This is a genomic window from Cohnella sp. GCM10012308 (assembly GCF_042649185.1).
In the GTDB taxonomy this organism is placed as follows: Bacteria; Bacillota; Bacilli; order Paenibacillales; family Paenibacillaceae; genus Cohnella.
The window spans coordinates 19562-40378 of record NZ_JBHRYU010000017.1; the positions used below are offsets into that span (position 1 = coordinate 19562).

Consider the following 20817-nt stretch of genomic DNA (forward strand, 5'->3'; position numbering starts at 1 on the left):
TATAGGCAAAGCCGGCTTTAAGCCGGCTTTGCCGCGTTGCCGCATGAATAAGACCGTTCATACCATCGTTTAGGACATTAATTATCGGACCTGCATCCGGGCAAATCAATGCTTGACCGTATCTTCGGGCGGTTCGTCCGTCCATTCGATCTGATCGAGCTGTTGCCTGAAGTTTCGCTTGAAGTTGTCCAGATAATCCTTGCGCAGCTTTTGCCGTTCGACAGTTTCTTCCTCGGTTAATCCGATCGTTTTGTGCTTATGTGCCAACTCGTTAATCCGAGCGATCAACTTGTCGAATTCCATAGGGTCACCTCCCGTGTTGCCTCTTCTAATTTGACATTATCGCAAGGGGAATGTCAAGGCGAGGCTAAAGCAAAAAAGACCGATATGCATCGGTCGATTAAGGATAGTCTATTCATGAAAGATTCGTAGTGCGAATATTGAACGAACAGGAATGTGTGTTCCTAGTCTGCTTTATCCGATAGCTTGGCCGGCAGGACCAAGCGTTGACCGGAAGCGATGGTGGATGACGTCAGTCCGTTGCGCTTCATGATCAGGTGCACGGCCGCGATCGTCTTCATGCCGGCAGGCTTGGCACCCTCGGCGATCGACCAAAGCGTATCTCCGCTGTCGACCGACACGGTCGCTTCCGATGCAGCAGCCGGACGGACGGAATCGGGCTCGGCCGATGCAGTCATCATGGACAGTCCCGCATAGATCAGCAGTGCGACGATCGGAATCAAAATTAGCCGCAGTCCCTTAAAGGAGACGATCGATTGAAGAATGCCCGTCGACGACGCACTCCTGGTCCGTGCAGACGAAGCGAATGCTCGCCCCGTCCCGCTCTCCATCTTCATATATGTATATTCATTAGCCTTCATGGAATCCGAACCGAGCAGCTGTACTTGTACCATCTCATCCACCCCAAACGTTTGTTCTGATATGAGAATATCACGAACATATGTTTGAGTCAACACTTTTACGAACACAAGTTCCCTAAGAACGAATGTTTGTACGAACTCCGGTTCTGTGTTATAATTTGTCATATGAATTTTTAAGTCAGTAGGAGGGCTTCGAGGTGTCGAAGATGTCCAACCGTCAATCCGCCATATTGGAATTTATTAAGAATGAAGTCAAGGACAAGGGTTATCCCCCATCCGTGCGCGAGATCGGCGAAGCCGTCGGACTCGCTTCGAGCTCTACCGTACACGGTCATCTAGACCGTCTCGAAAAGAAAGGCCTCATTCGCCGCGATCCGACCAAGCCGCGCGCGATCGAGATTACTGACGGCGAACAGGATCCTGTCATTCAGTTCGCGCAGTCCATTCGTCAGGTACCGCTCGTGGGGAAGGTCACGGCAGGCGTGCCGATTACCGCGACGGAGAATATCGAGGAGTACTTCCCGCTTCCCGCCCAGATGGTCGGCGAGCAGACGGTGTTCATGCTTTCCGTCAGAGGCGACAGCATGATCGACGCCGGCATTCATAGCGGCGACTACGTTATCGTGCGCCAGCAGCAGACGGCTACGAACGGCGATATCGTCGTCGCCATGACCGAGGAAGACGAAGCGACGGTCAAGACGTTCTACAAGGAGCGCGACCACATTCGCCTTCAACCGGAGAATACGACGATGGAGCCTTTGCGCTTGAACAACGTCAGCATTTTGGGCAAAGTCATCGGTTTAATCCGCAGCATTCGATAATCGCTTTTTTTCATCAATCGACGGCAACGACAAAGAATCCTCGGCATCGCTTAGCGATCGCCGAGGATTCTTTGTTGTTGCCGAGTATTAATAAGTCGTCAAATACTGATCCCGCTCCCATTGGTGGACCTGGGTGCGATAGATGTCGTATTCGATTTCCTTCATTTCATAGAAATGCGTGAGCGCGTGATCGCCGAGCGCCTCGCATACGATCTCGTCGCGCAGCATCTCGGACAGCGCTTCGCGAAGATTCAGCGGCAGGCTCGGGATGCCTGCGTCGATACGTTCTTCTTCGCTCATCACATAAATATTGCGGTCGACAGGCGCGGGCAGCGCAGTCTTGTTGCGAATGCCGTCGAGGCCCGCCTTCAGCATGACTGCAAGCGCCAGATACGGATTGGCAGCCGGGTCCGGATTGCGGACTTCGACGCGCGTGCTGAGGCCGCGGGACGCAGGAATGCGGATCATCGGACTGCGGTTGCTCGCCGACCAGGCGACATAACAAGGCGCTTCATAGCCGGGAACGAGCCGTTTGAACGAATTGACGGTCGGATTCGTAATGGCCGCCATGCCCCGTGCATGCTGCAGGATTCCCGCCATATAATGACGCGCCACCGTGCTGAGGCCCAGACGGTCGTTCGCATCATAGAACGCATTTTCCGAGCCTTTGAACAGCGACTGATGGCAGTGCATGCCCGAACCGTTCATGCCGTACAGCGGCTTCGGCATAAATGTCGCGTGCAGTCCGTGCTTGCGCGCAATCGTCTTGACGACGAGCTTAAACGTCTGGATCTGGTCGGCCGCCTTGATGGCGTCCGCATATTTGAAGTCGATCTCGTGCTGTCCGGGTGCGACCTCGTGGTGGGATGCTTCGATCTCGAAGCCCATTTCCTCGAGCATAAGCACGATATCGCGACGGCAATTCTCGCCCAGATCGGTCGGCGCAAGGTCGAAGTATCCGCCCTGGTCGTTAAGCTCTGTCGTCGGATTGCCCTTCTCGTCGGTCTGGAACAGGAAAAACTCGGGTTCGGGACCGACATTAAACGACGTATAGCCAAGCTCCTCGGCTTCCTCGAGCGCACGCTTCAAGATACCGCGCGGATCGCCTGCGAACGGCGTGCCGTCAGGCATATAGATGTCGCAGATCAGGCGCGCGACTCGATCTTCCGTGACCCATGGGAAAACGACCCATGTATCGAGATCCGGATACAGATACATGTCGGACTCCTCGATCCGAACGTAGCCTTCGATGGAGGAACCGTCGAACATCATTTTGTTATCCAACGCCTTTTGGAGCTGGCTTACGGGGATTTCCACGTTTTTGATGATGCCCATCAGATCGGTAAATTGCAAACGAATAAAACGTACGTTCTCTTCCTTGGCAATCCGAATGATATCCTCGCGCGAGTAGCTCATGACAGCCTCCTAGAATGGTCGTTGTAGGTACAGCTACTTGTTCTTGTAAAAGCGGGACAGCTCGCCCTGGATGAGCGATACTTGGCCCGGACGCTTGTTGCCCGACATGATCTGCTGCTTGAGCATGCGGTGAAGCTGAGATTCGGACATCTCGCGTCGCTTGACCTCGGACATCTCGTTGATAATCGTTCCGTCGTCCGCGCTCTCTCCGACCGGGTTCATCACCTGCTTGATGCCGGCGATGTTGACGCCCTTCTCGATCAGCGCTTTGATCTCGAGCAGACGCTCGACGTCGTTAAACGAGAAAAGCCGCTGATTGCCCGCCGTCCGGGCGGGTTGAATCAGTTCATGTTGTTCGTAATATCGTATTTGCCGGGCAGTCAGATCGGTCAGCTTCATGACAATGCCAATCGGGAACAGCGCCATATTTCTGCGTATTTCGTCGCCAGCCATAACGTATCAACCTTCCATCTGGGCGCGGAATTTGCAACCACTCCCATTGTAGCCCGGGCCGCAAAACATGTCAAGGAATGTAAGGTTTAATTCCAATGAGCATACGCAGCCATTCGGCAGGCTCGGCTATTGATTCCGCCGAACTGACATCCCGGAGAGCATGCCCCGATCGCGCAGCGACTCCCAAGCTTCCCGCACTGCCAATTTTACGTGCGCATACGTTAATCCGCCCTGCATGTATGCGATATAAGGCTCGCGGATCGGGGCGTCCGCGGACAGCTCCAGACTGCCGCCTTGTATAAAAGTGCCCGCCGCCATGATGACCGGATGCTCGTAGCCGGGCATGTCCCACGGCTCGGGCACGACATGGGCGTCTACCGCGGCCGCGCGCTGCACGGCTTGGACGAAGGCGATCAGCGGCGCTTCCGAGCCGAAGGCAATCGCTTGGATGAGGTCGGTGCGCGGCTCGTCCCAGCCCGGCTTGGTCTCGAAACCAAGCTGTTCGAACACGGCTGCTGCGAATATGCTGCCGCGGACCGCTTGCGAGACGAGCAGCGGCGCCAGAAACAACCCCTGGTAGATCGACCGCGTCGTGCCGAGCATGGCGCCGACTTCCGCCCCGATGCCCGGCGCGGTCATGCGGAAGGCCGCCTGCTCGACGAGCTCCTGCTTGCCCGCGATATATCCGCCGCTGGCAGCGAGCCCGCCGCCCGGATTTTTAATGAGCGAGCCGGCGATCAGATCGACGCCGACTTCGCATGGCTCGCGATCTTCCGTGAACTCGCCGTAGCAATTATCGGCGAAAATGACGGCGTCCGGCTTGATCTGCCGCAAACGGCGGACCATCTCCGCGATCTGGTCGATCGTAAACGAAGACCGCCACTCATACCCCCGGGAGCGCTGGATCGCGAATACCCGCGTACGGGGCGTCGCCGCCGCGGCGACCGCGGCAATATCCACGCTGCCGTCAGACAGCAGCGGGATCGACTTGGCCTGGATCCCCCAGTCGGCAAGCGAACCGATGCCGTCTCCCGGCTTGCCTACGACCTTGCGAAGCGTATCGTACGGTTCGCCTGTCACGAACAGCAGCTCGTCGCCTGGCCGCAGCACGCCGAACAGTGCCGTCGAGATCGTATGCGTGCCCGAAGCAAAATGAGGCCGCACCAGTGCGGCCTCCGCTCCGAATACATCCGCATATACGAGATCCAGCACCTCGCGTCCCCTGTCGTTGTAGCCGTAGCCCGTCGAAGAGGCGAAGTGGTAATCGCTCACTTTATGCTTGCGGAAGGCGCGAATGACCTTCCAGTTATTCCTTTCGCCGATCCGGTCCGTCTCAGCAAAACGGCTGGCAGCGAGCGTCTCCGCCCGTTCGGCCAGCTGCTGCCATTCCAGTTCCGTTGCTTGAATGTCCCTGCCTTCGTTTGCCTTCATGTTTCCCTGCTCCCATTTCCGAACCGGTTCGCGCTAACGATCAGACCGAATTCATGTTTTCTACGAAATAGTTCTCAAGCGATCTCCCGTATTTCTCCAGATCCGCCGGATTGATACGAAGCTTTAACAGCAGGCGGTCCTCGTCCGTGCCTTGCTCCAGCACTTCGCCTACGCGATAGGCGAGCGCGGCCAATTCGCCGCGTTCTGCAGGGAGCGACAACAGCCTTACGTCGCCCAGGAGCTTGTCCTCGATGCGGCGCACGAGCATATCCATGTCCCGTCCGCTAAATGCGCTGACGCGAATCGCGTCCGGGCCGCCTGCAAGCAATCCGATCGCCGCGGGCGGACATTCGTCGATCTTGTTGTAGACGAGCAGCGTCGGCTGGCCGCCCGCACCGAGCTCCGCCAGCACCTCATCGACAACCATCCGCTGCCGGTCCCGCATCGGAGACGAGGCGTCCACAACGTGGAGCAGCAAGTCCGCTTCATTAACCTCTTCGAGCGTCGCCCGGAACGCCGCTACCAGATCGTGCGGGAGGTTCTGGATGAAGCCGACCGTATCGGTGAGAAGCACTTCCTTGCCGCTCGGCAGCGACAGCGCGCGGGAGGTCGGATCGAGCGTGGCGAAAAGCTTGTTCTCCGCGAGAACGTCGGCGCTCGTGAGCTGCCGAAGCAGCGTCGACTTACCGGCATTCGTATAACCGACAAGCGCAACCTGTACGATGCCGTTTTTTTTGCGGCGTTCCCTGTGCAGCTTGCGATGCGCCATCACGCCCTCGAGCTGGCGCTTCAGCTCGGTGATCCGATTGCGGATATGACGGCGGTCCGTCTCAAGCTTCGTCTCGCCCGGTCCGCGCGTTCCGATGCCGCCGCCGAGACGGGACAGATTTTTCCCTTGTCCGGACAGTCTCGGCAGCAGGTACGACAGCTGAGCCAGCTCCACCTGCAGGATGCCTTCCCTCGTCTTGGCCCTGCCCGCGAAAATATCGAGAATCAGCTGGGTGCGGTCGATGATCTTCACGTCCAGCTCTTCTTCGAGATTGCGTACCTGCACGCCGGACAGCTCCTGATCGAAAATGGCCGTCGTCACCGCTTCTTCGGCGATCCTCGCCTTCAGCTCCTGGGCCTTGCCCTTCCCGACGAACCATCTCGTGTCCGGAACGTCCCGGTTTTGCATCATGCGCCCGACGACCTCGACGCCGGCCGTATCCGCGAGATTCGCGAGTTCGTCCATCGAATGCTCCGAATCCGCGCCCGATTGGCGCACGGCGTCGGTAACCAGACTGACGAGCAGCGCGCGCTCGCCGCGGTCTGCCCCCGTATCGTAAGAACTTGGCTTCATCCTCTATCGGCTGCCTCCAGTGCTTCGTATCGTCACCCTATACTATACCCGCTAGAAGGCACTCTAATTGAAGCCCCACCCAAACGCAGGTCCCGTCGGCGCCCCCGCCGCAGGCAACGGCTTCAAATCCTCGGGCCGAATGCCCACCAGCTCCTGTCTTGACGGCGAAGCCGACGGATATTGTTGAAGCAACCGCACCGCCTGGTTGCGAATCGCTCGTTCGAGCATATTGCGCACGTAACGGGCGTTGCTGAACGGATGCGCCGCCGCTTCTTTTTCCTGCAGCACGTTCTGCTTGAGCTTGGCGACCGCCTGGGGCAGCAGCACGTAATCGCGCTCCCTCGCCATTCCCTCGGCGATCTGCAGCAGCTGATCCACGCTGAAGTCCGGAAAATCCATCTGGATCGGGAACCGCGACGGAAGTCCCGGGTTCGTCATCATAAACATGTCGATCTCCATCGGATATCCCGCCAGGATCAGCACGAACTGATTGCGATGGTCCTCCATCGCCTTGACGAGCGTATCGATCGCTTCCTTGCCAAAGTCCTTTTCCCCGCCGCGGGCGAGAGAATACGCCTCGTCGACGAACAGCACGCCGCCGAGCGCCTTCTTCACGAGATCCCGCGTCTTCTGCGCGGTATGGCCGATATATTCGCCGACCAGGTCGGCGCGTTCGACCTCGACCAGATGGCCTTTGGTCAGAAGTCCCATGCTCTGAAAAAGCTTGGCTAGGAGCCTTGCGACCGTCGTCTTGCCCGTGCCCGGATTGCCTCTAAAAATCATATGATAGACGTGCGCCTGGCTATGAAGTCCCGCATCGCCCCGGTACTGGGCGATCTGCAGCAGCGCGTAAATCTCGTATACGAGCTCCTTGACATTATCGAGCCCGACCATGCGCTCCAGCTCCTGCTGCCACATGGCCCAAGGGCCGGAAGACGGCAGGCCGCGGCCGGCGGCCAGCGCCTCCGTGCTGGCTGCCGCGCCGGACGGCGCCGCGTCCTGGTTGCGAAGCACCACGTTGATCTGTCTGGCGGGCCTCGCCGCGGCGGCGCTGTCCCGCTCGCCCTGCGCTCTAGCGTTCATGAATGGCTCACACCCCGCAGACGAAAAGTCGGCGCGAACGCCGCACTATCAGTCTATTCGAGCCAACCGGGCATCATGCAACCGCACGCTCAGAGCCACTTTTGGAGCAGCCACTTGGTGTAGGCAAGCACCTCGCGCGTCCGGTGATAAGCCATGTTCATCACCTTCGAATCCGTCACGCTGACCTGCGGACGCTCGTAATCCAGCGCCTCTGCGATGTCGAGCGATCTTGACCCGTGATATTGATGCGTGACGATTACCGCCGTATGCCATCCGTTCGCCTGCATAATCGCTTTGGAAAATTTCAAGTTTTCGTACGTGCTCGTCGCCTCGGGCTCAATAAAAATCGCCGGAGCAGGCACGCCCCGCTGCAGCAAATAATCGCGCATGCCCTCCGCCTCGGTCAGTACGGCACCACCGGCGTCCAGTCCGCCCGTAACGATAAAACGGCTGAATACGTTCGCCTTATAGAGCGATAAAGCCTGATCGAGGCGCTCCTGTAAGCCCGGACTCGGCTTGTTGTCCCACAAGGACGCGCCAAGCACGATCCCGACATCGGACTGCGCCGGAAGTCCCTTCGCGGGTTCGCCGCCGAATCGTCCGATAACGACAAACAGGCTGCCGCACCAAAGAAAAAGCGCCAGCACGCCGGCGCTAACGATATAGGCGGCCGCCCGAAGACGCCTTCGGCGCAGAAGGACGACAGATTCGGCCGCGCTTGGCCCGGGATTCCGGCCCCCGGTCACGGCGTACCGCTCTCCCAGCCGAGACGCTCGAGAAACAGCTTGCGGTGCTTAAGGCTCATATCGAAATAAGGAAACTTCTTCTGCCGGATCAGAGACAACAGGCGCTGCGCAGTCCGGTGGGCCATCGCAGAGTCGCGCGGCGTGATATGGCCGTCGTCTAAGGCTTCCTCAAGCTCGTCCTCGTCCAGAAGCAGCGTCTCGCCGGTCGGCAATACGACGATGTCGAGATACAAGTCGTCGAACCAGGGCACTTGCTGATCGGTCAATCCCTGCGTTTTGCAAATATCGATGTACCACTGTACGACCTGGCCTCGCTGATCGAACATCGTCGTCACGACAAAATGCTCTCCGCGCGGGTAATGCTGGGTCCACAGATACCCTTTGTCCGCGAGGCACATCCGCTTCCCGTTGTACTCCTTCCATAGCGGGTCGCGCAAGTCTTGAATCCGGTACAACGTCACAAACCCGCGGAAATAAGGTTCGTCCATGGGGATGCAGGCATAGTTTTTTTTCAAGATGCGGCGCCAGTTGGCCCGGTCGGAAAATTTTCGTTTCATAAATCCTCTCTCGTTCACGATAATCAGGTTTACACAAAGCTTACCACAACTTGCCTTCTTGAACCAGTTAAGCCCTCTCTGCGCAACGGCAAACCTCATCCGGCCACGACTGCCGGTAAGTTTATCGCAAGTTCTTGCTCATCCTGACATGCAAAATGCCGGCATCGTAAAACGGTTCAGCAGATATCGTCGCATAGCCCAGCTTCTGGTAAAAGGCTTCCGCGCTGCACTGCGCGTCCAGGATCGCGGATTCGTATCCAAGCTTGGCGGCGTCTTCCTCCATGGCCGATACAATGAGGCGACCGATCGAGCGGCCGCGATAGGGAAGTCTGACGGCGATGCGCTGCAGCTTGGCGATTCCGGGTTCAAAGGTTTTCCAGCGGGCTGCGGCTGCGGGCCTCCCTTCGTCCGTCACCAGGAAGTGTCTGCAGGCAGAAGGGGAAACGTCATATCCGTCCACCTCTTCGTCGGGAGAAACGCCTTGTTCCTGCACGAATACTTCCATGCGCACGGACAATCCCATCTCCAGTTCGCTTTGCTCGGTTACCAGTTTGCATTCCATTCCTATTCCTCCTGCCGATTTCTCTCTATAATGAACCTATTTTGTACAAAAAACGAAAAAAAGACAAGCGCGGATGCGCCTGTCTCTAAGCGAAATTTGATTAAGGAGCGACCGTCTCCGTGGAATCGGCCGCAACCTCTGAATTGGGTTGGTTTTTATTGTTTTTATTGTTTTTATCATTTTTCTTGCCTTTCTGGTCGGCGGCGTCCGTCTGCGTCGGCAGCACGCTCGGCGTGGCCGTCGCGCGCGCGACCGGGCCAGTGGACTCTGTCGATTGGGGAGTCGACGACGGCGTCGGAGACGGGGTCGTCGTCTGCGAAGGCGGCGACGTATCGGTCGGCTGCCCGCCGTCCGGCGTTTGTCCGCCTTGATCTCCGCCGTTTCCGTCGTCCGGTACGTCCGTGCTTTCCGGCGGGAGCGATTCCGTCGGTTCGCCAGGCGTCTCCGAAGGCGTCGGAGTCGGCGTAGGCTCCAGCTCGGAAGTCACCTCTACCGTAACGCGATTGGATTCGGCGCCCTCCGCGTCGGCGTTCGGATCGTACGGCTTCACGTAATATGTGTAAGTCAAGTCGGGCAGGATCGAAAGATCGTCCGCCGTCGGCGTTACGGACTCTACGAGCAGCTTGAACTGACTCTCGTCGCTTCCCTTGCGATAAATCTTGTACGTGATATCGTCTCCCGGCACCGCGGTCCAGTTCAAAGTCACCGACACTTGCTGAGAGTCGTAAACGCCGGTCAGATCCGTAATCGACTGATCCGCCGTCGGCGTCGGAGTCGGCTGCTCCTGCGCCTGATCCGGCACGGGGAACGATTGCTTCTTTTTGCCCTCTAGCGCTTTCGTCATGATCTTGGAGAACAGCGCCGCAGCTTGGCCGCTGCTCTTCTTGACGTAATGATCCTTGTCGGTCTTGTCGTAGCCCATCCAGACGGCTGCGGTATACTCCGGCGTGAAGCCGACGAACCAGACGTCGCGGTTGCCGCTGGAGCTCACGCCTTTGAGCCCGAGCTGCGTCGTCCCCGTCTTGCCGGCTACGGTCCGTCCGCTGATCTGCGCCTTCGTGCCCGTGCCGCCGCTTACGACGCCCTTCATGATCTCGGTCACGTAGTACGCGGTTAATGGCTTGATCACCTGATTGTCGCCGGGCGTTTTAAACGAGTAGACCGTTTTTCCCGAAGCGTCGTTGATCTTGAGTATGGCATGCGCGTCCTGAAGCTGGCCGCCGTTGGCGAAGGCGCCGTAGGCACGGGCCATCTGCACGGGCGTCACGCCGTTAGTCAAGCCGCCGAGCGCGATCGCCAGATTGTGCTTGTCTTCGTCGCCCAGCTCGATGCCCAGCTTGCCGGCGAACTTAACCCCCGTCGAGAGGCCGATCTCGTTAAGCAGCCAGACGGCCGGCTGGTTGCGCGACTCGCGAATCGCTTCCTTCATCGAGACGGCGCCGATATACTTCTTCGCATTGGAATCCGTCGGGCAATACGTGCCGTTGCCGTAACAGGTCTTGTCGTCGCGGAGCGTCGAATCCGGCGTATAATTGCCCGTCTCGAGCGCCGGACCGTACGAGACGATCGGCTTGAACGAGGATCCCGGCTGACGACGGCTTTCCACGCGGTTCAGTCCGCTCTTCTGGTAATCCCGTCCGCCGACCATCGCCTTGAGCGAGCCGTCGTGCTGGTCCATAATGACCATCGCGCCCTGGATCGGCGTATCGTCCTCGCTTTTCTCGAAGTTGGCGTCTTTGGAAAATTCGCTTTCCATCGCGCTTTGGGCGTCCGTATCGATCGTCGTATAGATCGTGTAGCCGCCCGCCAGCAGCTCTTCTTCCGTCAGATTCAGCTTTTGGAGCGCTTCGTCGATCGCATAATCCGTAAAGCTGGCGAACTTGCTCGTGCTTGTCATCGCCATTGTCGGCTTGTAGACGATCTCCGCAGCCGCTGCGCGTTCTTCCTCCGTAATGAGTCCTTGATCCGTCATCAGCCTCAGGACGACGCCGCGGCGTTCCATGGAATTGTCCGGATGCTTGTATGGATTGTAGATACTCGGCCCCTTCGGAATCGCGGCAAGCGTAGCAATCTGCCAGGTCTTCAACTGATCGAGATCGCCGACGCCAAAGTAAAACTTCGCAGCCGTCTTGATGCCGTATTGACCGTTGCCGAAATAGATCCGGTTCAAATACAGCTCTAAAATCTCTTCCTTGGTCTTGTGCCGCTCGAGCGCCAGCGCGATCGACGCCTCCGTGCCTTTGCGGAACCAGGTTTTGTCCGCGTTAAGGAACAAATTGCGGGCAAGCTGCTGGGTAATGGTGCTGGCGCCTTCGACCATGCTGCGGGCGACGACGTCCTTGGCGAGCGCGCGGCCGATACCGAACAGGTCGACGCCGCCATGCTCGTAAAACCGTTTGTCCTCTACCGCGACAAAGGCATCGGCCACGGCTTTGGGAATATCCTTGTATTGCACGTATTCGCGGTTGCCGCCCGCGATCGATATTTTGGCGATCTGATTGCCGTTCGCGTCGGCGACGATCGTCGAACGGTCGAGATCGAGCTTGTTGAGGTTGGCCGACAAAACGCGTTCGCCGTTCAAAATGACGAGCAAGTACGCGACCGCCGCGGCGAGAACGGCCAGGACGGCGAGGCAGATGATCCAAATGAGCGCGACTTTGCCGCGCCCGCGCTTGCGCGGCGGCTTGCCGCCTTTCCCGCTGCGGGACGATTTCGGTGCTGACTGAGCCAATGGCTTTCTCCCCTTTTACAGTACGTTTTTTCTCTGTCTATACCATACCCGCTCAAAAGAAGAACAACCCAAGTCTTGGGTTGCCCTGTGGCCTGGCTATTCAATTAGACGCTTAAGGGGGGTGAAAGGTTTCGTTTTGGAGCTACGCGCGCCTAAGCGTCAAGCGTTGGCCCCGGTGTCCTGCTGCTGAAGGGATACGTTGCGCTGCGGCATAAACGTGCTGATGGCATGCTTGTAAACCATCTGCTGCCGGCCGTCGCTGTCGATGACGATCGTAAAGTTGTCGAAGGCGCGGACGACGCCGCGGATCTGAAAACCGTTGGTCAAGTAGACGGTGACGGGCACGCTATCCTTGCGCAATTGATTCAGAAACGTATCCTGGATGTTTATGGACTTGTTCATTACCGGTATCCCCCATCGCCATTAATTTCTTTTATAAGCTTATATTCAAAGCTCATTTTAACTTTCCTGCTATTATAGCATAGATCATTGGCAAAAGATCGGTGATTTTTGCGGCGCCGTCCGTATCGATCCAGACCAGGTCCTGCATGTGCCGGAACCAGGAGAGCTGGCGCTTGGCGAAGCGCCGCGTATCCCGCTTGAGCATCGAAACGGCGTCCTCGTAAGGTGTGCGCCCCTCGAGGTAAGCGGCCATCTCCTTGTATCCGAGCGCCTGCATGGAAACGGACGACGAAGGCAGGCCCGCCGCGAGCAGACCCCGTACTTCCTCTTCCAGCCCTTGTGCCAGCATATCGTCGACCCGCCCGTCTATGCGTGCGTACAGCTTGGCCCGATCCATATGAAGTCCGAGCAGCACGAGATTATAGGGCGATTCCTTGCGGTCTCCTCGCGCCTCGCCGAGCTGCTCGGACGCGGGACGCCCCGTCGTCGCATGAATCTCCAGCGCCCGAATGACGCGTCTTACATCGTTGGGATGCAGTTTGGCCGCCGTCGCCGGATCGACGTCCGACAGCTTCCGATGGAGCGCTTCGGCCCCTTCCGAGTCGGCGATCGCCTGCATCGACTCACGGTAAGCGGAATCGCCGCCCGTCGGCTGGAAGCGGAACCCGTAACATACGGACTCGACATACAGGCCCGTGCCGCCGACGATGAAGGGGATTCGCCCCCGGCTGTGGATGTCGCGGATCGCATTCTCGCAGGCTGTCTGAAAGTCCGCTGCCGAAAAGGGCTCGGTCGGCTTCTTGATATCGATCAGATGGTGCGGTACGCCTTCGCGCTCCGCGAACGGCAGCTTGGCCGTGCCGATATCCATCCCTTTGTATACCTGCATCGAATCCCCGCTGATAATCTCGCAATCGAAGGTTTTGGCGATCGCAAGGCTCGCCGCGGTCTTGCCGACGGCCGTCGGTCCGACCAGCGCGATCAGCGGAGGCTTGTTGTTCGTCATTGAATTTCAATCACTCCATAGTCCACGGCCGAGTAGGAAGTCCGGACGCGCCGGAACCCGTGCCGTTCGAATTCGCCGCTCGTCTTGTGGTCCTTAAGCACGACGGCGCGGCGGGCTACCCGGCTCGCCTCCGCGATCGCTTCTGCGGCGAGAGACCGATCCTCCGCATGCGCCCGAAGCGGCCTCAAGGAGGCCGAGTCCTGGACGGGCTTCGCGAACATCGGATCGAAGTACACGATGTCCGCGCTGCGATCCGGCATGCTCCTCAGCGCCTGCAGATGCTCGCCAAGCCGCATGCTCACCCTGCGCATCGCCTCGTCGAGCTCGCTTAGTCCGCTACGGTAAGCTTGCAAGCCTTCTCTTACGATGACGTACAGGATGCGCGAAGCTTCAATGGCCTTAACGCTGCCTGCGGCGCCGGCGGCGTACGAGAGGACGAGCGCATCGGCGCCCAAGCCCGCCGTGCAATCGACGACGACGTCGCCCGGCCGCACGCCGGCCGCGTCTACGAGCGCGTCGCCGCCGCCCTCGAGCAGGCGCTTGACTCTGATCAGCGCCATGCTCGGATGGTAAAATAGCGGATCCTTGCCGTCCGCGGCATACTTCAAGCCTTGCGGCGCCGCGATCAGGATGCCGTCCGCGGCTTCCGGGAACTTCCGGGCTAGGCCTGCCAGCGTCTCGCGGCGGCGGTCGGCGAAGCGGCAGCCAAGCTCGCCCGCCAATCCGCGCGCGTACGCGGTAAGCGCCGCGTCCGGCTTCTCCGCGGTCGTTACGATCAAGACATCACCCGCTTGAACATTTTCTCGAGCTCGTAGGTCGTGAAGCTGACGACGATGGGCCGTCCATGCGGGCAAGTATAAGGCTGCTTGCAGGCGGCTAGCCTGCGAAGCAGCATCTCGCCCGCTTCGCGCGTCAACGCCTGGTTCGCCTTGATCGAAGCTTTGCAGGAGCACAGAATCGCCGCTTTCTCGCGGATTTTGTGAAGATCGATGCCCCGCTCCTTCAAGATCCACTCCGCCATCTCCCGCACGATGTCCGACTCGTCCCCCTCCGGAAGCCAATGCGGTACGGCCCGTACGATAAAGGTATTGCCTCCGAAATCTTCCAGATATACGCCCGCGAGCTCGAACCAGGGGAGCTTGCCGCGAATGGCCGCGTATTCGTCGGGCGCGAAGGACAGCGTGACCGGGAGCAGCAGCTCCTGGCTCGCGGCTGCCGGATCGCCGAACTTCTCGTAGTAAATCTCGTAATGGATGCGCTCGTGCGCGGCATGCTGATCGATCAGGTACAAGCCGCTGTCGTTCTGGGCGACGATGTAAGTTCCATGAAGCTGGCCGATCCAATAGAGCTCGGGAAATTCGGGCTTCGTCTCCGCGGCCGCGGCGCCGAACGCCGCCCGCCACACTTGATCGGGCAGCTTGCCCGCTTCCCGCCCCCCGCTTCTATCGCTCCAAGGATCCCGCGCCGGCGCTGCGTAGCTGCCGCCGGAAGGACGCTGTTCGCGGACCGTATCCTGACGGACGTTGGACGACTGATTACCGGAAGCAGCGGCGTAAGACGGCCGGCCGGGGACGCTATCCCGTTTTCTTTCCCCGTATCCCGGCAATATTGAATCCGCGTCGTGGGAAGAAACTGAATATCCGGCTGTCCGAGGCTCAGGAGAAGGCGCTTCGGATTCAGCGGCGACCGCCGCTTCGCTTGATGCGTGAGCCGGAAGCCGCGAAGTTTCTGAATCGCTGTCCGGCTGTGCGATTGCTGTATCGCCGTCCGGCTGCGGCTCGCTTTGCCTGGGACCAGGTTCCGCCTCGACCGGCGGCAGCTGGAACCGGATTTGCTCTTGCTGCCAGGTCTCGGGCTTCGGCTTGCGGACGGCCGTTCCCGAAGGGATATAGGCATAGGTTTCGAGCGCCTCCTTAACGGCGGCCTCCACGAACGCGCGCAGCTCGGTTTCTTTGCTGAACCGCACCTCGAGCTTGGCGGGGTGAACGTTCACGTCCAAAAGAGACGGATGCATCCGCAGATGCAGCACAGACAGCGGATAGCGGTTGATCGGGAGCAGCGTATGGTAAGCCTGCAGCAGCGGCTGGACGACGGCGGGGCTGCGCACGAACCTTCCGTTGACGATGATCGTCACCGCGCTGCGGCTGGCGCGCGTCTCGATCGGCATGGCGGTCAGCCCGGACAGCGAAAAGTCCGGTCCGTCCGCTTGGATCTCCAGCATCGCTTTGGCGGGTCCAGAGCCGTATATTGCCGCGACGACCTGCCTTAGATCGCCGTTCCCCGGGGTTCGCAATAGCACCGAGCCGTTGTGGGAGAACGTAAACGCGACGTCCGGGCGCGCAAGCGCCTGCCTGTAAACGACGTCGGACAGATGCGACAGCTCCGTCTGGATCGTGCGCATGTATTTGAGCCGTGCCGGCGTGTTGTAAAAAAGCTCTTTGACGGACATGTCCGTGCCTCTCGGCGCGCCCGCGTCCTCATGGCGCTTGACCGTGCCGCCTTCGATCTCGAGCAGCCGGCCGAGGCCGCCGGATTCGGAGGCGCTCAGGCACCGGACTTTGGATACGGACGCGATACTCGGCAGCGCTTCGCCCCGGAAGCCCAGCGTCGAGATTTGGAACAAGTCGCGATTGCTTGCGATCTTGCTCGTCGCATGGCGCTGGAAGGCGATGAGCAGGTCGTCAGGCTGGATGCCCGCTCCGTCGTCCACGACCCGAATCAGCGACAGGCCGCCTTCCTCCGCGGTAATGTCGACGTGCCTTGCGCCGGCGTCGACCGCGTTCTCGATAAGCTCCTTCAGCACGGAAGCCGGGCGCTCGACCACCTCGCCGGCCGCGATCTGATTCGATAGATGCTCGTCCAGCTGGATGATGATTCCCATGGGCTGTTCCTCCTTCCTGACTCCTGGCTGACGGCGTCAAGCCGCCGTATCGTACAGCGTGACCGTTCCGTCTCCCACGGCTGCCCAGGTCAGGTTGGCGAACCACTTGGACAGCAGACGGACGTCGATGTAGCTGACGCCGTTTTTGACGATGACATGACTGTCCGAGGCGGCAAGCCGGTGCGTGATTCCATCCTTAACGAGCACGATCTGCCGGGCTTTGGCATCATAGCTAAGCTTAGATTCCGAGGCGACGGCCCCCAGCTTGGAGCTGATGTACCAGACGCCGTTTTTCTTGATGACGGAGCCGGAATCCGCCGTGCGGATGCCGTTGACGACCAGCGCGCCTCTGCCGACGGTAAGCCGAACGTCGCCGCCACCGGCAAGCCGGTAAGCCGCGAGCAGCTGCTGAAGGCCGCCCGTGACGGTTACGTCCGGCGTCAATCCGACCTTGTCCACTTTTTTGCCACCCGGCGTCGTATACTCCTGCACGGTCACCTTAAGCGTGCCGCCCGATTCGACGGGTATGAGCTGCTGGATGACGCCTTTTCCGTACGTTTTCGTGCCGACCAGCTTCGCGATGCCGTACTCTTGCAGCGCGCCCGACAAAAGCTCGGTCGCACTGGCGCTCCCGCCGTCGACGAGTATATAAACGGGATAGCTGCGGCTCACGCCATGCAGCTCGATCGGCGCGTCCTTGCCGTCGCGGTCCGATACGTGCGCAAGGATGCCGTCTTTGACGAACAAAGCCGCGATCTGCTGGGCTTGATCCACGTAGCCGCCGCCGTTGCCGCGCAGATCGACGATGAGCGACGACATGCCTTTCCCTTCGAGCGATTGCAGCTGCGACTTGAACTTGGCGCCGGCATCGGCCGAAAAGGAATCGAGCCGCAGGTAACCGACGCCGCTGCCCATCAGTTTGGAAGTTGCGACAGGCAGCTGTACCGCGGTCCGTGCCACCAGAAATTGCAGCTTGACCATTCCCCGCTTGACGCCGATGTTGACGACGGTCCCTTCCGCGCCGGCCGCCATGATCTGAATGGCGTCGATCGTTTTGCCGGCGGTTAGCTCGCCGTCGATCGAGACGAGCGCGTCGCCCGGCATCAGCCCGGCCTTAAACGCCGGGCTGTCCGGTACGACGTCTTCAAGATAAACGATGCCGTCGTCCTGCGACATGACGATGCCGATCCCGACAAAAGACTGATTGATTGCGTTGGAGAAGCTCTGAAGCTCCTCGGGCGAAAAATATTGGGTATACGGATCGCCCAGCGCATCGATCATCGCCTCGATGCCGGAATCGCTCAGCTTGTCGTCCGTCGGCTTGCTGATATGGTATTCTTCGAGCAATTGGCGCACTTCGTTGACTTGGTCCTGGGTAGCGGCACCGGCGCCGACAGGCAGCCACAGGACCGACAGGGCCAGACACAACGCCGCCTTCAGCAGCAGGCTTGCCGTTTTTCGTTGTCCTCTCAAGTTCAGTCCCCTTTTCCGATCAATTGGTTGCGCGCGTCGTTGAGCCATTCCAGCGCCTGCAGCGGCGTCATCCGCATGACGTCTAGCTTGCGCATCTTGTCGAGCAGCTTGTCCGCCTCGGGCGTCCTCGCCTTCGCCGCCTTCGCTTCGGCGGCAGCCGCCGCTTCCTCGAACATCGACAGCTGCTGCACGCCGCTAGCAGGCGTTGCGGCAGCAGGCGTTACGGCTCCGGATTCCCGCTCTGCGACGATCTGCTCCACAGCTTGTAGCGCCGATGTCCGAGTGGCTGCAGCGGCGTAAGTCAGTCCCGGGTTCGTGGAAGCTTCGGCGCCGGCAATCCCGCCGGTTGTCCGGACCGGTGCCGCGCCGGCGGCTTCAAGCAGGCCGTAAGCTCTCGACACGATCGACTCCGGCAGCCCGGCGAGCTGCGCGCAGTAAATCCCGTAGCTGGAATCCGCCGCGCCGGCTACGAGCTTGCGGAGGAAGGTAACGCCGTCCCCGCTCTCCTTGACGGCCATGCAGCCGTTGCGAAGTCCGCCCAGCGTCTCCTCCAGATGGGCAAGCTCATGGTAATGCGTCGAGACGAGCGCTTTGCAGCCGATCCGGTCGTGCACGTATTCGATGACGGATTGGGCGATGGCCATGCCCTCGTCCGTCGACGTGCCGCGGCCGAGCTCGTCGATAATGACAAGGCTGCGCTCCGTCGCCTGCTCCGTCATGATCTGGATATCCTTCATTTCGACCATGAACGTGCTCTGTCCGCCGACGAGATCGTCTGCCGCGCCGATCCGCGTGAAAATGCGGTCGACCATCGGCAGCTCGGCCGTCGAAGCGGGCACGAAGCAGCCGATCTGGGCCATGATGCAGATCATCGCGACCTGCCGCATGTACGTGCTCTTGCCCGCCATGTTGGGACCCGTGATGAGCAGGATCGGTCCGCCTTCGCGCGTCAGCGAAGCATCGTTCGAGATATAGGCGCTTCCTTCGGTCACGGCCTCCACGACGGGATGCCGGCCGCCCGTCACGTTCAGGTCGAAGCCGTCGCTCCAGGTCGGCCTGACATAGCGCCGCTCCGCGCTGACCTCGGCCAGCGACTGCAGGGCGTCGAGGCTCGCCACGCTCTCGGCAAGACGCTGCAGCCGGGGAATATGGAGCGCGATCTCGTCGCGCAGGGCGGCGAACAGCTCGTACTCCATATCGATCATGCGGTCCTCGGCTTCGAGGATGAGCGCTTCCTTTTCCTTTAACTCGGGCGTCACGTAGCGCTCGGCGTTGGCGAGCGTCTGCTTGCGCTCGTACCGGCCCTCCGGCAGCGTGCCCAGATTGGCCCGCGTCACCTCGAGATAGTAGCCGAACACTTTGTTGAACCCGATCTTCAGCGACTTGATGCCCGTCGCCTCGCGTTCCCGCCGCTCAAGCTCGGCGATCCAGGTCTTGCCGTTTTTGCTTGCCTCGCGCAACTCGTCCAGCCGCTCGTGAAAGCCCGCACGGATCAGTCCGCCCTCGCGGACCGACACCGGCGGCTCGGCAGCGATCGCGTCCACGATCGCCAGCGCCAGATCCTCGCAGGCGTCGAGCGACTGCGCCATGGCGGCCAGCGGTCCGGAGCCGAGCTCCGCGCAAATGTCCTTGAGCGCCGGAATGCGCGAGAGCGAAGCGCCCAGCGCGTTGAGGTCGCGCGCGTTGGCCGTGCCGTAGGCAATTCGCCCGACCAACCGCTCCAGGTCGTAGATCTCGGATAACGCAGCGCGCAGATCCTCGCGCAGCATCCAGTTGCCGTGCAGCGCCTCGACCGCGTCGAGCCGCCCGTCCGCCGCCGCCCGGTCGAGCAACGGCTGGTCGATCCAGCGCTTGAGCTGGCGCGCGCCCATCGCCGTGCGCGTGCGATCGAGCAGCCAGAGCAGCGAGCCCTTGCGGGCGCGGTCGCGAACGGTCTCGGTCAGCTCGAGATTACGCCGCGTGAACGCGTCGAGCGCCATGAATTGCTGCGGATCGTAGCTCTTGACCGCGCGAACGTGGGCGAGCGAACGCTTCTGCGTATCGCCGAGATACTCGGCGAGGCGCGCTACGGCAAGCTTCCTCACCGGCTCGTGCCTGTCCCACCGCTCCTCGGGGAATTGCGCGGCGAGCCGCTCGCCCGGGTCCTGCGTCTGCGCCCTGACCGTCGTAACCAGGGACCTGCCGGACGCCCGGGACGCCTCGTCCAAGATCGCCAGCGCCCGCTCGTCGCCGACGGCCTCGGCCGGATGGTATACGTTCAGCTCGTTTTTAACCGACTCCGCGGACGCCGCGAACGATGTCACGTACATCTCCCCGGTCGTCAGATCGCAAGCCGCCAGCGCGAATCGGCCGTCCTGCTCGGCGGCGCCGACGATAAAGTTGTTCGAACCGCCCGCGAGCGACTTCGTTTCCATCACCGTGCCGGGCGTGACGATGCGCACGATCTCGCGCTTTACGACGCCCTTGGACGCCTTGGGATCCTCCACTTGCTCGCAGATCGCGACCTTGTAACCCTTGTCTACCAACTTCGCTATGTAACCTTCTGCCGCATGATAGGGAACGCCGCACATCGGGATGCGCTCTTCCAGTCCCGCACCTCTGCCGGTCAGCGTAATCTCGAGCTCCCTGGAAGCCGTCAACGCGTCGTCGAAAAACATTTCATAGAAATCGCCCAGCCGGAAGAACAGGAGCGCGTCCTTCGCTTCTTCCTTAACGGACAAATACTGCTGCATCATCGGGGTATAGCCGGCCATAGAATCCTCCATTTGTCGCACTGAACTCATCCATCTATTATACCAAGCTTTGCGAGGTTCGTCGTGCCCGGCAGGGAAACTGGCATAAACTAGAGCCTTATGCGTGCAAGCGCATGAAGCAAAACGGTCTGGGAAGGTCCGGGATTACCGTGAAAGTCTTTTAAATTTGGCGGCTATTCAAAAATCTTCGCGGAACGCCTATCGTCGGCTCATCCGACATCTGCTCCGTCGGGCCGGCCGATCGTCGACCGCATCGTGTTATTGCGAAATACCTGCAAA

General features: G+C 60.1%; 18 protein-coding genes. 1 reads left to right on the forward strand and 17 read right to left on the reverse strand.

Translation table 11 applies throughout. The features are described from left to right. Nucleotides 1-105: 105 nt before the first annotated feature. Together ACFOTD_RS18425 and ACFOTD_RS18430 are read right to left on the reverse strand one after the other, a co-directional pair. Nucleotides 106-303 (reverse strand): DUF896 domain-containing protein, encoded by a 198-nt coding sequence (locus tag ACFOTD_RS18425; protein WP_378121300.1) that lies wholly within the window; start codon nt 301-303, stop codon nt 106-108. Between the two features lie 161 nt (nt 304-464). Then, a complete protein-coding gene (locus ACFOTD_RS18430; protein WP_378121302.1) occupies nt 465-914 on the reverse strand; it encodes a LysM peptidoglycan-binding domain-containing protein in 450 nt (149 codons plus the stop codon). A gap of 164 nt (nt 915-1078) precedes the next feature. On the opposite strand from ACFOTD_RS18430, the gene lexA reads away from it, so the two are divergent. Beyond that, the gene (gene lexA, locus ACFOTD_RS18435) at nt 1079-1702 is read left to right on the forward strand and encodes a transcriptional repressor LexA (RefSeq protein ID WP_378121304.1); all 624 of its coding nucleotides are present in this window, start codon (nt 1079-1081) and stop codon (nt 1700-1702) included. 87 nt (nt 1703-1789) lie between these two features. On the opposite strand, the gene glnA is transcribed toward lexA, so the two are convergent. The 15 genes from glnA to mutS form a co-directional block, all read right to left on the reverse strand. Continuing rightward, the gene (glnA, locus tag ACFOTD_RS18440) at nt 1790-3118 is read right to left on the reverse strand and encodes a type I glutamate--ammonia ligase (protein ID WP_378121306.1); all 1329 of its coding nucleotides are present in this window, start codon (nt 3116-3118) and stop codon (nt 1790-1792) included. A 33-nt stretch (nt 3119-3151) separates the two neighbouring features. Then, nucleotides 3152-3571, reverse strand: coding sequence for a MerR family transcriptional regulator (locus tag ACFOTD_RS18445; protein ID WP_378121308.1), 420 nt, complete (start codon nt 3569-3571; stop codon nt 3152-3154). Nucleotides 3572-3697: 126 nt separating this feature from the next. Continuing rightward, nucleotides 3698-5002 (reverse strand): methionine gamma-lyase family protein, encoded by a 1305-nt coding sequence (locus tag ACFOTD_RS18450; RefSeq protein ID WP_378121310.1) that lies wholly within the window; start codon nt 5000-5002, stop codon nt 3698-3700. Nucleotides 5003-5042: 40 nt separating this feature from the next. Continuing rightward, nucleotides 5043-6344 carry a GTPase HflX gene (hflX, locus tag ACFOTD_RS18455; RefSeq protein WP_378121311.1) on the reverse strand — a complete coding sequence of 434 codons (1302 nt, stop codon included), beginning with the start codon at nt 6342-6344 and terminating at the stop codon, nt 5043-5045. Nucleotides 6345-6407: 63 nt separating this feature from the next. Beyond that, the gene (locus ACFOTD_RS18460; RefSeq protein ID WP_378121313.1) at nt 6408-7427 is read right to left on the reverse strand and encodes an AAA family ATPase; all 1020 of its coding nucleotides are present in this window, start codon (nt 7425-7427) and stop codon (nt 6408-6410) included. An 89-nt stretch (nt 7428-7516) separates the two neighbouring features. Beyond that, nucleotides 7517-8173, reverse strand: a complete 657-nt coding sequence (locus ACFOTD_RS18465; protein WP_378121315.1) for a YdcF family protein — start codon at nt 8171-8173, stop codon at nt 7517-7519. Further along, nucleotides 8170-8730 (reverse strand): ribonuclease FAU-1 family protein, encoded by a 561-nt coding sequence (locus ACFOTD_RS18470; RefSeq protein WP_090112617.1) that lies wholly within the window; start codon nt 8728-8730, stop codon nt 8170-8172. The genes ACFOTD_RS18465 and ACFOTD_RS18470 overlap by 4 nt, the downstream gene beginning before the upstream one ends. Before the next feature lie 121 nt (nt 8731-8851). After that, on the reverse strand, nt 8852-9292 hold the full coding sequence (locus ACFOTD_RS18475; protein WP_378121317.1) for a GNAT family N-acetyltransferase: 441 nt from the start codon (nt 9290-9292) through the stop codon (nt 8852-8854). A 100-nt stretch (nt 9293-9392) separates the two neighbouring features. Further along, entirely contained in the window at nt 9393-12023 is a 2631-nt protein-coding gene (locus ACFOTD_RS18480; protein WP_378121319.1) for a transglycosylase domain-containing protein, read from the reverse strand. 159 nt (nt 12024-12182) lie between these two features. Next, nucleotides 12183-12425 carry an RNA chaperone Hfq gene (gene hfq, locus ACFOTD_RS18485; protein ID WP_340513656.1) on the reverse strand — a complete coding sequence of 81 codons (243 nt, stop codon included), beginning with the start codon at nt 12423-12425 and terminating at the stop codon, nt 12183-12185. 52 nt (nt 12426-12477) lie between these two features. Further along, complete coding sequence (gene miaA / locus ACFOTD_RS18490; protein ID WP_378121322.1) at nt 12478-13431, reverse strand: tRNA (adenosine(37)-N6)-dimethylallyltransferase MiaA; 954 nt, start codon at nt 13429-13431, stop codon at nt 12478-12480. Continuing rightward, nucleotides 13428-14210: a class I SAM-dependent methyltransferase gene (locus tag ACFOTD_RS18495; protein ID WP_378121324.1), complete on the reverse strand. Its 783-nt coding sequence runs from the start codon at nt 14208-14210 to the stop codon at nt 13428-13430. Before ACFOTD_RS18495 ends, miaA begins: the two co-directional genes overlap by 4 nt. Next, entirely contained in the window at nt 14207-16312 is a 2106-nt protein-coding gene (gene mutL, locus ACFOTD_RS18500) for a DNA mismatch repair endonuclease MutL (protein ID WP_378121326.1), read from the reverse strand. Before mutL ends, ACFOTD_RS18495 begins: the two co-directional genes overlap by 4 nt. A 36-nt stretch (nt 16313-16348) precedes the next feature. Further along, nucleotides 16349-17785, reverse strand: a complete 1437-nt coding sequence (locus ACFOTD_RS18505) for a S41 family peptidase (RefSeq protein WP_378121328.1) — start codon at nt 17783-17785, stop codon at nt 16349-16351. 2 nt (nt 17786-17787) lie between these two features. Next, nucleotides 17788-20538: a DNA mismatch repair protein MutS gene (mutS, locus tag ACFOTD_RS18510; RefSeq protein ID WP_378121330.1), complete on the reverse strand. Its 2751-nt coding sequence runs from the start codon at nt 20536-20538 to the stop codon at nt 17788-17790. Between the last annotated feature and the right edge of the window lie 279 nt (nt 20539-20817).

What these genes read in the sequence shown, in the direction of transcription:
- ACFOTD_RS18425 (WP_378121300.1), bottom strand. Translation starts at nt 303, where the DNA reads ATGGAATTCGACAAGTTGATCGCTCGGATTAACGAGTTGGCACATAAG.
- ACFOTD_RS18430 (WP_378121302.1), bottom strand. Translation starts at nt 914, where the DNA reads ATGGTACAAGTACAGCTGCTCGGTTCGGATTCCATGAAGGCTAATGAA.
- glnA (WP_378121306.1), bottom strand. Translation starts at nt 3,118, where the DNA reads ATGAGCTACTCGCGCGAGGATATCATTCGGATTGCCAAGGAAGAGAAC.
- ACFOTD_RS18445 (WP_378121308.1), bottom strand. Translation starts at nt 3,571, where the DNA reads ATGGCTGGCGACGAAATACGCAGAAATATGGCGCTGTTCCCGATTGGC.
- ACFOTD_RS18450 (WP_378121310.1), bottom strand. Translation starts at nt 5,002, where the DNA reads ATGAAGGCAAACGAAGGCAGGGACATTCAAGCAACGGAACTGGAATGG.
- hflX (WP_378121311.1), bottom strand. Translation starts at nt 6,344, where the DNA reads ATGAAGCCAAGTTCTTACGATACGGGGGCAGACCGCGGCGAGCGCGCG.
- ACFOTD_RS18460 (WP_378121313.1), bottom strand. Translation starts at nt 7,427, where the DNA reads ATGAACGCTAGAGCGCAGGGCGAGCGGGACAGCGCCGCCGCGGCGAGG.
- ACFOTD_RS18470 (WP_090112617.1), bottom strand. Translation starts at nt 8,730, where the DNA reads ATGAAACGAAAATTTTCCGACCGGGCCAACTGGCGCCGCATCTTGAAA.
- ACFOTD_RS18475 (WP_378121317.1), bottom strand. Translation starts at nt 9,292, where the DNA reads ATGGAATGCAAACTGGTAACCGAGCAAAGCGAACTGGAGATGGGATTG.
- hfq (WP_340513656.1), bottom strand. Translation starts at nt 12,425, where the DNA reads ATGAACAAGTCCATAAACATCCAGGATACGTTTCTGAATCAATTGCGC.
- miaA (WP_378121322.1), bottom strand. Translation starts at nt 13,431, where the DNA reads ATGACGAACAACAAGCCTCCGCTGATCGCGCTGGTCGGACCGACGGCC.
- mutL (WP_378121326.1), bottom strand. Translation starts at nt 16,312, where the DNA reads ATGGGAATCATCATCCAGCTGGACGAGCATCTATCGAATCAGATCGCG.
- mutS (WP_378121330.1), bottom strand. Translation starts at nt 20,538, where the DNA reads ATGGCCGGCTATACCCCGATGATGCAGCAGTATTTGTCCGTTAAGGAA.